Here is a 13,113-nt window from a genome sequence, read left to right on the forward strand (position 1 = left end):
AGGCCCTCAGCCTATTCGCTGTGCGCGAAGAGCTTCAGCACCGGTACGCCGACCTTGTGCCGGGCGCGGGAGGCCCAGTCGCGGTGGAAAAACTCCTCCACGTAGTGGGGCGCGGTCAGCACGATCACCTCGTCGGCGCCGGACTCGTCGACGACGGTCTTCATCTTGTCGATCGGATGGTTCTCGACGACCTGGCCGACGGCCTCCGCCCCGGCGGCACGCAGGGCGTTCACGGAGTGCACGAGGCCGAGTTCCGCGGGCTGCCGGGCCTCGGCCCCCTCCGGCTCCCCGCCCTCGCGGACGGCCTCCCCGAGCTCGCCCATGGCGACGTCGTCGATGGCCCGCAGCAGCAGATCGGCCTGGTCGCCGCGGGGTTGCAGGAGCACGATGAACGACACGGGCTCCTCCCCGTGCAGCGTCGTGACGAACTCCACGTCGGTCGCCGTGAGGGGCCTCTCGATCATCAATACGCTGGTGAACACCTCAGGAGCCCTTCTGCCGGAACCGTCCTTCCCCGTCTGCGACGGGGGTCTGCGAGTAGTGTGCCCCGCCGGGACAAACCGGTGTACGACCTGCCGCCCCTGTCAGGTCCGACGGTATCGGGTGAAGAGGAAACCGGCCTCCTCCAGCAGGGACACCAGGGCGAAACGCTCCGGCACCGCCCGGCCGGATCCGTACGCGATCCGCTGCGCGGTACCGGAGGTGAGTGTCGGCGACACCGTCAGGCACAGCTCGTCGAGTACCCCGGATCCGACGAACTGACCCAGGAGCCTCGGACCTCCCTCCGTCAGCAGCCGCCGCAGGCCGCGCCCGGCGAGCGCCTCGACGGCCCGCGCCGGGTCGACCCCCCTCCCGTCGCCGGCGACGATCACCTCCGCGCCGGCCCTCCCGGCGGCGGCGACCCGTTCCGGCGGTGCGGCCGCTCCGGTCAGCACCAGCGTCGGCACCAGGGGCGAGGTGAAGAGGGGCAGTGAGAAGTCCAGGTCGAGGCTGGCGCTGACCACGGCGACCGCGGGAGCCGGCCCCTGCCCTGCGGCCGCGCGGCGCTCGGTGAATGCCTCCCTGGCGCGCGCGGGGCGGTAGCCCTCCTGCCGCGCCGTCTCCGCGCCGACGACCACGGCGTCGGCCAGCGCCCGCAGGGTGCCGAAGATCCGCATGTCCGCGTCGGACGACAGCGGCTGCGACCTTCCGTCGTGCTGGGCGGCGCCGTCGAGGGACGAGACCATGTTGGCCCGCAGCCAGGGGCCGTCCGCGGCGGGATAGGCGTAGGCGTCGGCCAGTTCGTCCAGCCCCCACTCGCGGTCGGCCGCGGTGGAGATGCCGCGGGGGTCGTTCGGATCGGGCAGGGGGAACAGGCGTCGCATGCCGAGCAGTCTGGCACGGCCCGCGCAGGCGGGTGCCGGGGCTGCGCGGGACTGCCGGGGCTGCGCGGGACTGCCGGGGCTGCGCGGGGCTGCCGGGGGAACGTGATTCCCCGCACGGCACGCCCGCGCACCGCCGGGGCGGCCCGCCCGCGCACGCTCCCGCGCCGCCCGGACACGGCCCGCCCGCGCACGCACGCACTCGTGGAGGACGTGCTTGAGGCGGACCTGGGAGGGCCCGCCCGCGCACGCACGCACGCACCGGGGCGGGGCGGGCGTCTCCGCGGCAGCCCCGAGGCGGCCCCGGAGGCGCGGGCGACCGGGGGCGTCCTCGCGGCGGACCCCGCCCTCACACCACGCATCCGCCCGGTCGCGTACGGCGACCGGATGCGGACATCGTCTGCGGCCGGCGCGTACGGCGGCCCTCCGGCGCTGTGGCGACCGGCCCCAGAGGCCGGTCGCCCGGACTCAGTACAGTGGGTGGTTGTGCCGACCACCGCCATGACCAGACCCGCCCCGCTCTCGCTGTGCGCACGCGAGCCCCGCGTCCCCGCCGACCGCCTGGTCGCGGAGATGGTGCCGCCGCCGCGCTTCGACTCGGTGCGCTTCGGGACGTACGTCCCGGATCCGAACCAGCCCAGCCAGGCCGAGGCGGTCACCGTGCTGGGCTCGTTCGCCGCCGGGCTGGGCGGTGCGCACGCCGGCGGCAGCGGCCGGCGCCGCTGGTTCTCGCGGAAGCCCGCAGCGCCCGCCGCGCCGCGGGGGGTCTATCTGGACGGCGGCTACGGCGTCGGCAAGACCCACCTCCTGGCCTCCCTGTGGCACGCCACGCCCGCCGAACCGGCCCTCAAGTCCTTCGGTACCTTCGTCGAGCTGACGAACCTGGTCGGCGCGCTCGGCTTCCAGCAGACCGTGGCGACCCTGAGCGGCCACCGGCTGCTGTGCATCGACGAGTTCGAGCTGGACGACCCGGGCGACACCGTGCTGGTGTCGACCCTGCTCGGCAGGCTCGTCGAGGCGGGCGTGGCACTCGCGGCGACCTCCAACACCCTGCCCGGCAAGCTCGGCGAGGGCCGCTTCGCCGCCGCCGACTTCCTCCGCGAGATCCAGGGACTGTCCGCGCACTTCCGGCCGCTGCGGATCGACGGCGAGGACTATCGCCACCGCGGCCTCCCCGAAGCGCCCGCGCCGTTCTCGGACGAACAGGTCACCCGGGCCGCCCATGCCACCGAGGGGGCCTCCCTGGACGGCTTCCCGGAGCTGCTGGACCATCTCGCGAGGGTGCACCCCAGCCGCTACGGCGCGCTGACGGACGGGGTACGCGCGGTCTGCCTCACCGACGTGCGGCCGGTGCCGGACCAGTCGACGGCACTGCGGCTCGTCGTGCTCGCCGACCGGCTCTACGACCGGGAGGTGCCGGTCCTGGCCTCCGGCCTCCCCTTCGACCGGCTGTTCGGTGAGGAGATGCTGAAGGGCGGCTACCGGAAGAAGTACTACCGGGCGATCTCCCGGCTGACGGCACTCGCGCGGGACGCCAAGGGGCTCCTCGCCCCCTAGGCTCCGCAGTCTCCAGTAGGTTGGGCCCGGTTGGAACCGATTCGTCGAGTGCTTTGAGAAGGGATCCACCATGGCCACCACGCGCCAGGCCCACACCGTCTGGGACGGCGACCTGCTGTCCGGCTCCGGCGTCGTCACGTTCGACTCCTCCGGCATCGGCGACTTCCCCGTCTCCTGGCCGTCGCGCGCCGAGCAGGCGAACGGCAGGACAAGCCCCGAGGAGCTGATCGCGGGCGCCCACTCCGGCTGCTTCTCCATGGCCCTCTCGCACGGCCTGGCAGGTGCCGGCACGCCGCCCACCCGCCTGGAGACCAAGGCCGATGTCACCTTCCAGCCGGGCGAGGGCATCACCGGCATCCACCTCACCGTCGAGGGCCGGGTGCCCGGTCTCGACCAGGAGGGCTTCCAGGCCGCCGCCGAGGAGGCCAAGAAGAACTGCCCGGTGAGCCAGGCCCTTTCGGGTACGGAGATCACCCTCACGGCGAAGCTCGCCTAGGCCCCGGGCGGCTAGGCCCCGGCCGGCCGGGGCTCGGCACGGCTCGCCGGTCCGGCGCCCTGCCGCACGGACGCCCCGCCGCACGGACGGCTCGCCGCCCCGCCGCACGGACGCCCCGCCGTCTGAGCGCGGCGCCGCGCTCACGCCTGGCCGCCTGAGCGCGGCGCCGGGCGTCGCCGGGCGGCGCCCATGCGGCGGCGCACGTCCCCCGGGGCGCAGGGGCCCGCATGCTTCACGTGTGACCACACGCCTGGTACACACATGCGGGTCACGTCTCCGTCCGCCCGCAGGGAGTCGCCGCATGACCGCAGAACTCACCCAGGACGCAGCGCAAATCGCCGGAAGCCGCGCCACCGGGGCGCCGGACCGCCCCGGCGCCCCCTCCGCGACACGGCGTCAGGTCCTCACCGGTACGGGCGCCGCCGTCGCCGGCATCGCCTTCACCGGGGCCTTCTCCGAGCTGTTCGCGGGGACCGCCGCCGCCCGGGGCCGCAGCGGATACGGTCCCCTGGTCCCCGATCCAGGGGGCCTGCTCGATCTGCCGAAAGGTTTCCGCTACCGGGTGCTCTCCCGCGAGGGCGATCCGCTGCGCTCCGGCGAGGGCCCGGTGCCCGGACGCCACGACGGAATGGCCGCCCTGCCCGGACGCCGCGACAGGGTCCATCTCGTACGCAACCACGAGAACGGGCGCAGCGCCGGTCTCGGTGTCCCCGCCGTCGACGGGCTGACCTACGACCCGGCGGCCAAGGGCGGCTGCACGGCGCTCACGCTCGACCGCCGCGGCGACGTCCTGGACGAACGCGTCGCCATCGCCGGCACCGCCGTCAACTGCGCGGGTGGGCCCACTCCCTGGGGCACCTGGCTCACCTGCGAGGAGAACGAGGACCGGGCCGGCACCAACGGCTACACCAAGGACCACGGCTTCGTCTTCGAGGTGGACGGCGCCGACCCCCGCAGGACCGGCGCCGTACCGCTGACCGCGCTGGGCCGCTTCCAGCACGAGGCCGTCGCCGTCGATCCGCGCCGCGGTGTCGTCTACGAGACGGAGGACGCCTTCGACAGGCCGTTCGGGCTGTTCTACCGCTTCCTGCCGGAGAAACCGCTCGGCGGCACCGGTTCGCTGCGGGCGGGCGGACGGCTGGAGGCGATGCGGGTCCCCGGAGTGCCGGACCTCTCCGCGGTCCAGGAGACCGGTACGCGCTTCGACGGCGTCGAGTGGGCACCCGTACCCGATCCGCAGGCACGTCGAACCCCCGTGCGGCTGCAGGACTTCGGCCCGAGGGGCATCACCCACGCGCAGAAGCTGGAGGGCTGCTACTGGGGCGGCTCGTCGGTCTACTTCGTGTGCAGTTTCGCCCGCAGCACCGATGGATCGGCCGCCGACCACTTCGGGCAGGTGTGGCGGTACGAACCGGAGCGGCGGCGTCTCACCCTGGTCGTCGTCTTCGGCCCGGCGACCGGCCCCCGGCTGCCCGGCGAGTCCCCGGACAACATCTGCCTCGCCCCGGGGGGCGGGTTGATGGTGTGCGAGGACGGCGACGGCGCCCAGCACGTGTACGGGCTGACCAAACGGGGTGAGGTGTACCCGATGGCACGCAACCGCCAGAACACCGGGACCCCGGAGGAGCCCCGCTGGGGCGAGTTCGCGGGTGTGACCTTCTCACCGGACGGCGGGACGATGTACCTCAACTGCTACACGCCCGGTACGACGTTCGCGGTGACCGGCCCCTGGCGCTGAGCGTCCGGGAGGAGCACGGGAGGGCGGCCGGCCCCGGGTGGGACCGCTGCCCCGTCCTCCCGCCCGCTGAGGCCGCGCCGCGGTCCGGGCAGCCGCACGGCCCCGGGCATCCGCCGATGCCCGGGGCCGTGTCGCCGGCGCTGCTTCTGCCCTGGCTCTCCCCTTCCGATCGGAGTTCCGGCCCGGGTTCCGCCCGGGTTCCGGCCCGGGTGGCGGTGGGGGTCGCGGCCGGGTTCCGGTAGGGGGCCGTCCCCCGCACCGCGTCCCGGCCGGGCGGTCAGCCTCCCGGAAGGGCCGGCCATGCGGTCCGTGAGCGGCCGGGGCGGTCAGCGCCACCCCGTGCGGTCCGCGGGGGAAGGACCGGCGGCGGGTCCGGTCAGGCCGGTTCAGCCGATCTGCGCGCCGACCGCCTCCAGCGCGGTCGTCACCGGCTGGAAGAACGTCTCGCCGCCCGAGGTGCAGTCACCGCTGCCGCCGGACGTGAGGCCGATGGCGTTGCCGTCCCTGGTGAACAGCGCTCCGCCGCTGTCGCCGCGTTCGGCGCAGACGTTGGTCTGGATCAGACCGGTGACAGTCCCCTCGGCGTAGTTGACGGTGGCGTTCAGCCCGGTGACCTGTCCGCCGTTGAGGCCGGTGGTACTGCCCATGCGGAAGACCTCCTGGCCGACGGCCGCTTCGGCCGCCTGCCCGATCTCCAGGACCCGCCCATCCCCCAGGTCGACGGCGCTCGGCGCCTCGGTGTTCGGGTCGTCGTACGTCACCAGCGCGAAGTCGCCCTCGCCGGGGAAGACCGACTCCTGGGCGGTGGCGACCGGCTGGCCGCCCGCCTGCTCGGACCACTGTTCGGAGGCGGCGGTGCAGTGGCCTGCCGTGAGGAAGCCGGGCTGCCCGTCCTGGGTTGTGACGTTGAAGCCGAGCGAGCAGCGCGAACCGCCGTTGCTGAAGATGGCGTCACCGCCCTCCAGCAGGGGCTTGAACTCGCCCTTCGACTTCTGGATCCGGGCGACCCCGTCGCCCAGCGACTCCACGGCCGACTCGACGGTGTTCCAGCGTTCGCCGGTGACGGTGCGGTCGGCGGTCACCAGGATCCGGTTGTTCCTGGGGTCGATGGCCCAGGCCGTGCCCGGGACCGCTGCCTCGCTGGAGAGCGTGCGGGTGGCGGTCTTCAGCGCGGAGAAACTGTTCTGCACAGTGCGGGCCACCGCACCGGCCCGCTTGATCTCGACCTCCACATCGTTGTCATCGCCGACGATGTTCACGATCAACTGCTGCTTCGACGCGTCGTAATAGGCGCCGCCGTAGGACTCGCCGAGCTGCTTGCCCAGCTGCTGGAGGAGGTCCGCGGCCGATGCCGCACTCATCTTTCTGGGAGCGGTCCGCTCGTCCTCGGAGCCGGACTGCGAAGCGTTGGCATTCGGCAGCAGTACTGCGGCTGCGGCGATGCCCACCGCTCCGGCTCCGGCGAGTATCGCCTTCCGCTTGGGTATACGCCTGTGACTCAACTCTTCGCCTCCTGGGGGGGTACGGACTCCGGCCGCCGAAGGAGACCGGGAGGGGGGACGCGTCCGGCCCTTGATACGGGCGCCGCCCCCGGATCCGTTCACCGCCCGTGCAGAGATTTTTTGCTGATGCAACGTCAGATGTGCTTCGGCCAGGCGCCGTCGGTGCCCGTACGGGTGCGGTGGGAGAGGGGTGACGCTGCGGTGCGGGCACGGTGGGCAGCCAGCGGGCAGGCCCGCCGTCTCCCGCGGCGGTTCCGCCACAACGGAGGGGACCGGGCAGCAGCCACCCGGGGCACGCGGGGCGGTCGGCCGCGGCCCCACCCGGGTGGGCCGGGCCCCGCCGGCCTCCCGCAGGCTGGCAGAATGCGCAGGTGAACAGCACCGACAGCACCGACAGCACCGACAGCACCACCAGCGGCACCAGCGGCACCAGCGGCACCAGCGGCACCAGCGGCACCAGCGGCACCGAAAGCCCCTTCCGCCAGGAGCCGACGCCACGCGACGAGGCCCCGCAGTTCGTCCTGCCCCTGGTGGTCCGGATCGAGCGGAACGAACCGCCGTCGCGTACCGACGCGCTGGAGACCGCCGCCCGCGCGGTCGTGCTGATGCTCTCCGACGAGCGGTCGTCCGGAGACGGTGAATGGGCCGCACGGGTACGGGACTGGCAGGACGGCCGGATCCGCAAGGTGGTGCGCAGGGCACGCGGCGCCGAGTGGCGCAAGGCGTCCGCGCTGCCCGGCATCACGGCGACCGGTGAGGGTGCCGAGGTACGGGTGTTCCCGCCGGTGCCGCTGGACGGCTGGCCCAGGGAGCTGTCGAAGCTCCAGGTGTCGGGCACGGAGCTGGAGGACCCCGGGCGGCCGTCAGGCGATGTCGGACCCGACTGTGCGCTGCTCTGGCTCAACCCCGGGCTGCGCATGTCGGCGGGCAAGGAGATGGCCCAGGTCGGGCACGGCGCACAGCTGCTGTGGTGGGACATGGACGAGGCCGGGCGCGCGGCATGGCGTGACGCCGGGTTCCCCCTCGCGGTCCGGACCGCCGCCGCCGACCGGTGGGCGGTACTCGCCTCGAGCGGCCTGCCGACGGTCCGCGACGCAGGTTTCACCGAGGTCGCACCGGGCTCCGTGACGGTCGTCGCCGATCACCCGGTGCGGCACTGACGTCCTGCGGAACGGTACGGGCGCCCTCCGGAACGCCATCGGCGCCCGTCCGCGCGGCACGGGGTTCCTCTCCGCTGCGGGGGCGCCCTCCGGCGCGGCGCGAGGACTCCCGCCCCTGCGCCGGACCCCCTCCCGCGCGGCGCGAGGCAGCACCCGCAACGGCACCGAGATCCCCCCGTCCCGGACTGAACGGAACCGCTCCCCCGTACGTACCCCCCGGTACTGCCAAGCAGTCCGAACCGCCGGTGACGTCACCGGGGTTCCGCGGTACGCACATCGGCTCGGGAGGCACACTTGCTGCGTCGCGTCAACGGGACAGCTCTCATCATCGCGGCTCTGGTCGCCACAGTGGGCGCGCTCGCTTTCCCCGTATGGTCCTACGCCGACCGGTCCGGGACTGGCCAGGCCAATCTCAACGCCTCGTCCGTGGGCACCCAGTGGGGACCGCTGACGGCCACCGACCGCGACTTCCTGGTCAAGGTGCGACTCGCCGGGCTGTGGGAACTGCCCGCCGGGCAGCAGGCGCTCGAGCGCGCCCCGACCGAGGCGATCAAGGAGGCGGGCGACCATCTCATCGTCGGTCACACCGACCTCGACCAGCGCGCCCGCGACGTGGCGGCGAAGCTGGGCGTGGAGCTGCCGAACGTGCCCACCGAGCAGCAGCAGGGCTGGCTGAGAGAGCTGTCGGCGGCCAGCGGCCGCGAGTACGAGTACAAGTTCGCGAACCTGCTGCGCAACGCGCACGGCAAGGTCTTCGCCCTCATCGCGCAGGTCCGCCACAGCACACGCAACACCCTGATCCGCCAGCTCGCGTCCGACGCGAACCAGACCGTGCTGGACCACATCACCATGCTGGAGAACACCGGCATGGTGGACTTCGACTCGATCGCCAACGAGGCCGCGGACGGCGCCACGGCCAGCCCCACGGGCCCGCCGCCGCCGGACGGGAACCTGCCGCCGGCGCCGACCCCGGCCGCGCCGCCGGGTGAGATCGAGACCACCTCGCGGCCCTCGACCCAGCCGGGGCCGCCCACCGCCGTCAACACCGACCGGCCCGCTCCGGGGGCGAGCGACTGACGCGGGTCCCCGGGGAGCCCCGGGAGCATTCCGGCGCTCCCCGCGCGCCCCGAGGGGGACCCGCCCCCGCGTGGCGGGCCCCCTCCCCACCGGGCCCGGACACCACCCGGGCCCGGACAACCACCGGGGCGTCCGGAACCTCAAATCGAGCTCTGAACGTCCCTTCCTCGGGATTGGTCATGGCCGTGCGGGGCCATGACCCATCCACACGCGGAGCAGGGGGGCCCATGACGCATCACGAAAGGCTCGGCACCGGTATCGGCTGGCGCCCGGAGATCGCCGCCGCGGTAGAGCGGCTGCCCGGTCTCGACTGGGTCGAGGTGGTCGCGGAGAACGTCTGCCCGGACCATCTCCCCGACTCGCTCAAGCGGCTGAGGGATCGCGGGGTCACCGTCGTCCCGCACGGTGTGTCCCTGGGACTCGGCGGCGCGGCACGGCCGGACCCGCGCCGGCTTGCCGACCTGGCCGAACGCGCCGAGGCACTCGGTGCGCCGCTCGTGACCGAGCACATCGCCTTCGTCCGCGCCGGCGGCGCACTGACCGCCTCGCCCCCGCTGGAGGCCGGGCACCTGCTCCCCGTGCCGCGCACCCGGGAGGCACTGGACGTGCTCTGCGAGAACGTCCGCATCGCCCAGGACGGCCTGCCGGTGCCCCTCGCCCTGGAGAACATCGCCGCCCTGATCTCCTGGCCCGGCGGGGAGATGACGGAGGGCCGGTTCCTGGCGGAACTCGTCGAGCGCACCGGGGTACGGCTGCTGATCGACGTCGCCAATCTGCACACCAACCGCGTCAACCGCGGCGAGGACCCGCTCCGGGCCCTGGACGAGCTGCCCGTCGAGGCGATCGCGTACGTCCATGTCGCCGGCGGAGTGGAGCGCGACGGCGTCTGGCACGACACCCACGCCCACCCGGTGCCGCGGCCCGTCCTCGACCTCCTCGCCGAACTGCGCTCGCGCACCGACCCGCCCGGGGTGCTGCTGGAACGGGACGACGACTTCCCTCCCGAGGAGGAGCTGGCCGCGGAACTGGACCTGATCCGCACGGTCCTGGGCCCACCGACACGGCGGACGCCGGCGGCCCCGGAGGGTGTCCGGGGGACGGCCGGGCCGGGCAGCGGGAGCGATGCGGACGACGACACCGCACGGGAACGTCTCGGGCTTGCGCAGGCCGCTCTGCTGTCCGCGCTCGTCGCCGGGACGCCGGCGCCGGAGGGGTTCGACGCCCGGCGGCTGAGGGTGCAGACGCGGGCGCTCGCCGCCAAGCGGGCCGATGTCGCCGCCAGGGTGGCGCCCGAACTGCCGCGGATCCTCGGGGCCGGCTATCGGAGCGCGTACCTCGGCTACGCCACCTCCCGCCCGATGCGCGGCGGTTACCGCCGGGACGCGCTGGACTTCGCGGAGCATCTGCTGGCCGGTGGGCGGCCGGAGGACCCGGCCGCCCGCCGGCGGCTCACCCGCTGGTGGCAGGACCGGGCGGCGTCCCGTCCGCCGCGCCGCGCCGCACGCTTCGTCCGCGCCGCCCGAGCCGCCCTCGCCGGGAGGTGAGTCCGGCCCGGCCCGGCGTACGACCCCTCGCGGACCGCGTTCCGCGACGGCGGCCGACGGTCGGCGGCCGGCGGCCGTGAGAGGCCGGCGGCGCGGCCGCCCGCCGGACGGGCCGTGGAGCGCCGTGCCGTTCACGTGGCCGGCCGTCCAACGGGCATCGCGGACACGGCATTCCCTGTGCCGCAAAAGGGTCATCGGGCGCGACACCCGAGCAAGCTCCTTTACAAAGCCGGGTACCGCGGTGACCTTCGAGCCACGATCGGTGGCACGAAGGGAACGCGATGAGAGCAGCAGCCCGGTACGGAGCCGCCGGCTCCCTGATCCTGTCGGCCCTCGCGGCGGCTCCGGCGGCCGGGGCGCCCGGGGCGCCCGGGCCCGGCAGCCCGGAGGACCGCGGCACCGTCGTCGCCGCAGCCCGTGCCGTGGCCGCCGGTGTCGCCTTCGGCGCCTGCCCGGCGGAGGAGGACCTGCCGCCGACCGTCGAGTGCGCCGCGGTCCGGGTGCCTCTCGACTACGCCGACCCGTGGGGGCGTCAGATCCGCATCGCCGTCAGCCGGGTGAGGGCGACAGGCGAACCGTCGGTGCGCCAGGGCGCGCTCCTGTACAACCCCGGCGGCCCCGGCGGCTCCGGCATGTACTTCCCCGCACTCGCCGGCGAGCCCGAGTGGAAGCGCATCGCCGAGGCGTACGACCTGGTGGGCTACGCACCGCGCGGTGTGGGCCGTTCCGCACCCCTCTCCTGTCAGCACCCGGCTGAGTTCACCAAGGCGCCGACCGCGGCCCCCGTCCACCCCTCCGCCGCCGAGAAGCGGCAGGGCCTCGCGCGTGCCCGGGCGTACGCGCAGGGCTGCGCCCGCAACGCGGGCCCGGCCCTGCGCCATTACCACACGCTCAACAACGTCCGTGATCTGGAGGTGCTGAGGGCGGCGCTCGGCGAGCGGCGGCTGACCTTCCTCGGCGCCTCCTACGGCGCCTACCTGGGCGCCCTGTACGCGATGACGTTCCCCGACCGGGTGCGGCGGATGGTGCTCGACTCCCCCGTCGACCCGGACCCGGCGAAGATCTGGTACCGCAACAACCTGGAGCAGTCGCTCGCGTTCGAGAGCCGCTGGGCGGACTTCCGCGCCTGGGTGGCCGGTCACCACGCCACCTACGGTCTCGGCACGACGCCCCGGCAGGTCCAGGCGGCCTACGACCGGGCGCGCACCCTGCTGGCGGAGAACCCGGCGGACGGCGCGGTCGGCCCGGGCCAGCTCCAGGCGGCCTTCGCCCGGACCGTCTACAACGACCTGTACTGGCCGCGCCGCGCCCTGGCCCTGTCGGCGTATCTGAAGGGCGATCCGCGGCAGCTCGTCAAGCAGGCGAAGCCCCGCGCCTCGGCGGCCGCCGAGGAGGAGAACGGCAACGCCGTCTACACGGCCGTGCAGTGCAACGACGCTCCCTGGCCCACGGACTGGGGCGTATGGGACCGGGACAACACCGCGCTGGCCCGGCGGGCGCCCTTCGAGACCTGGGCCAATGTCTGGATGAACCTGCCCTGCGCGTACTGGCAGCCGCCGCGGCAGCGGCCGGTCGACGTGCGCACCGGGCCCGGGGAGGTGCCGCCGCTGCTGATCCTGGCGGCGGAGCGGGACGCGGCCACCCCGTACGCCGGCGCCCTGAGGCTGCAGCAGCGCCTGGCGGGTTCGGTGCTGGTCACGGAGCGGGATGCGGGGACGCACGGCATCTCGGGCGGCGACAACGCCTGCGTCAACGGCCATATGGAGGCGTACCTGCTGACCGGCAGGACGCCGGTGCGGCGCGCTTCGTGCGCGCCGCACCCGCAGCCGGACCCGGTGTCGCTGGAGCGGCGGGCGGTGGAGCGGGTGCTGCCGCCCGCCGTCTGATCTTCCGGGTCGGGGGGAGGCGGGCCGCCCCGCAGGGGTCCGCCTCCTGGTCCGGGGCGTCCGGGGCCGTCAGGCCAGACCGGCCACCAGGTCGGCGACGCTCTTGCGGCGCCCGGTGAAGAAGGGGACCTCCTCGCGGACGTGCATCCGCGCCTCGGAGGCGCGCAGGTGCCGCATGAGGTCGACGATCCGGTACAGCTCGTCGGCCTCGAAGGCGAGCAGCCACTCGTAGTCGCCGAGGGAGAAGGAGGCGACGGTGTTGGCGCGGACGTCCGGGTAGCCGCGGGCCATTTTGCCGTGGTCGGCCAGCATCCGGCGGCGGTCCTCGTCGGGCAGCAGGTACCAGTCGTAGGAGCGCACGAACGGGTACACCGAGACGTAGTCGCGCGGGGTCTCGTCGGCGAGGAACGCCGGGATGTGCGACTTGTTGAACTCGGCGGGGCGGTGCAGCGCCATGTTCGACCAGACCGGCTCCAGCGCACGGCCCAGGCGGGTGCGGCGGAAGAGGCTGTAGGCGTCCTGCAACCGGTCGGCCGTCTCGGCGTGCCACCAGATCATCAGGTCGGCGTCGGCGCGCAGGCCGGACAGGTCGTACGTACCGCGAACGGTGACGTCCTCGGCCGCGAGCCGGTCGAACAGCTCCTGGACCTCGTCTGCGTACCCGGCGCGGTCCGCGTCCTGCGGCAGCACGTCCCGCAGCTTGAACACGGACCACAGGGTGTAGCGGATGACCTCGTTGAGGTCCTTCGCCTTCTTACCGGCGTTCGGGATCTTCTCGGGCGCACTCATGGG

The 13,113-nt window shown here is 74.1% G+C and carries 10 protein-coding genes and 1 pseudogene; 7 read left to right on the forward strand and 4 right to left on the reverse strand.

Translation table 11 applies throughout. The annotated features are described in order from the left end of the window. Nucleotides 1–11: 11 nt before the first annotated feature. Together SCWH03_RS19320 and SCWH03_RS19325 are read right to left on the reverse strand one after the other, a co-directional pair. Complete coding sequence (locus SCWH03_RS19320) at nt 12–464, reverse strand: indole-3-glycerol phosphate synthase (RefSeq protein ID WP_173265535.1); 453 nt, start codon at nt 462–464, stop codon at nt 12–14. Nucleotides 465–584: 120 nt separating this feature from the next. After that, nucleotides 585–1,364, reverse strand: coding sequence for a pyrimidine reductase family protein (locus SCWH03_RS19325; RefSeq protein ID WP_173265536.1), 780 nt, complete (start codon nt 1,362–1,364; stop codon nt 585–587). Between the two features lie 498 nt (nt 1,365–1,862). Here SCWH03_RS19325 and zapE point away from each other — a divergent pair, with 498 nt between their 5' ends. The 3 genes from zapE to SCWH03_RS19340 all read left to right on the forward strand — a co-directional run bounded on the left by zapE (nt 1,863) and on the right by SCWH03_RS19340 (nt 5,152). Next, nucleotides 1,863–2,918 carry a cell division protein ZapE gene (zapE, locus tag SCWH03_RS19330; RefSeq protein ID WP_173265632.1) on the forward strand — a complete coding sequence of 352 codons (1,056 nt, stop codon included), beginning with the start codon at nt 1,863–1,865 and terminating at the stop codon, nt 2,916–2,918. A gap of 70 nt (nt 2,919–2,988) precedes the next feature. Beyond that, the gene (locus SCWH03_RS19335; protein WP_173265537.1) at nt 2,989–3,414 is read left to right on the forward strand and encodes an OsmC family protein; all 426 of its coding nucleotides are present in this window, start codon (nt 2,989–2,991) and stop codon (nt 3,412–3,414) included. Between the two features lie 301 nt (nt 3,415–3,715). Next, nucleotides 3,716–5,152, forward strand: coding sequence for an alkaline phosphatase PhoX (locus SCWH03_RS19340; RefSeq protein WP_254076863.1), 1,437 nt, complete (start codon nt 3,716–3,718; stop codon nt 5,150–5,152). Between the two features lie 389 nt (nt 5,153–5,541). Here SCWH03_RS19340 and SCWH03_RS19345 read toward each other — a convergent pair. Next, nucleotides 5,542–6,654: pseudogene (locus SCWH03_RS19345) on the reverse strand (S1 family peptidase); the annotation flags it as partial. A 371-nt stretch (nt 6,655–7,025) separates the two neighbouring features. On the opposite strand from SCWH03_RS19345, the gene SCWH03_RS19350 reads away from it, so the two are divergent. The 4 genes from SCWH03_RS19350 (at nt 7,026) to SCWH03_RS19365 (ending at nt 12,321) form a co-directional block, all read left to right on the forward strand. After that, complete coding sequence (locus SCWH03_RS19350; RefSeq protein WP_173265538.1) at nt 7,026–7,814, forward strand: peptidyl-tRNA hydrolase; 789 nt, start codon at nt 7,026–7,028, stop codon at nt 7,812–7,814. A gap of 297 nt (nt 7,815–8,111) precedes the next feature. Further along, nucleotides 8,112–8,891 (forward strand): DUF4142 domain-containing protein, encoded by a 780-nt coding sequence (locus SCWH03_RS19355; protein ID WP_173265635.1) that lies wholly within the window; start codon nt 8,112–8,114, stop codon nt 8,889–8,891. A gap of 227 nt (nt 8,892–9,118) precedes the next feature. Further along, complete coding sequence (locus SCWH03_RS19360; protein ID WP_173265539.1) at nt 9,119–10,435, forward strand: MbnB/TglH/ChrH family RiPP precursor modification enzyme; 1,317 nt, start codon at nt 9,119–9,121, stop codon at nt 10,433–10,435. A 281-nt stretch (nt 10,436–10,716) separates the two neighbouring features. Further along, nucleotides 10,717–12,321 (forward strand): alpha/beta hydrolase, encoded by a 1,605-nt coding sequence (locus SCWH03_RS19365; RefSeq protein WP_173265540.1) that lies wholly within the window; start codon nt 10,717–10,719, stop codon nt 12,319–12,321. A gap of 69 nt (nt 12,322–12,390) precedes the next feature. Here SCWH03_RS19365 and hemQ read toward each other — a convergent pair whose 3' ends face one another. After that, nucleotides 12,391–13,110: a hydrogen peroxide-dependent heme synthase gene (gene hemQ / locus SCWH03_RS19370; RefSeq protein WP_173265541.1), complete on the reverse strand. Its 720-nt coding sequence runs from the start codon at nt 13,108–13,110 to the stop codon at nt 12,391–12,393. Nucleotides 13,111–13,113 lie beyond the last annotated feature (3 nt).

The sequence above is a fragment of the Streptomyces pacificus genome, from assembly GCF_011766325.1.
GTDB lineage: Bacteria > Actinomycetota > Actinomycetes > Streptomycetales > Streptomycetaceae > Streptomyces > Streptomyces pacificus.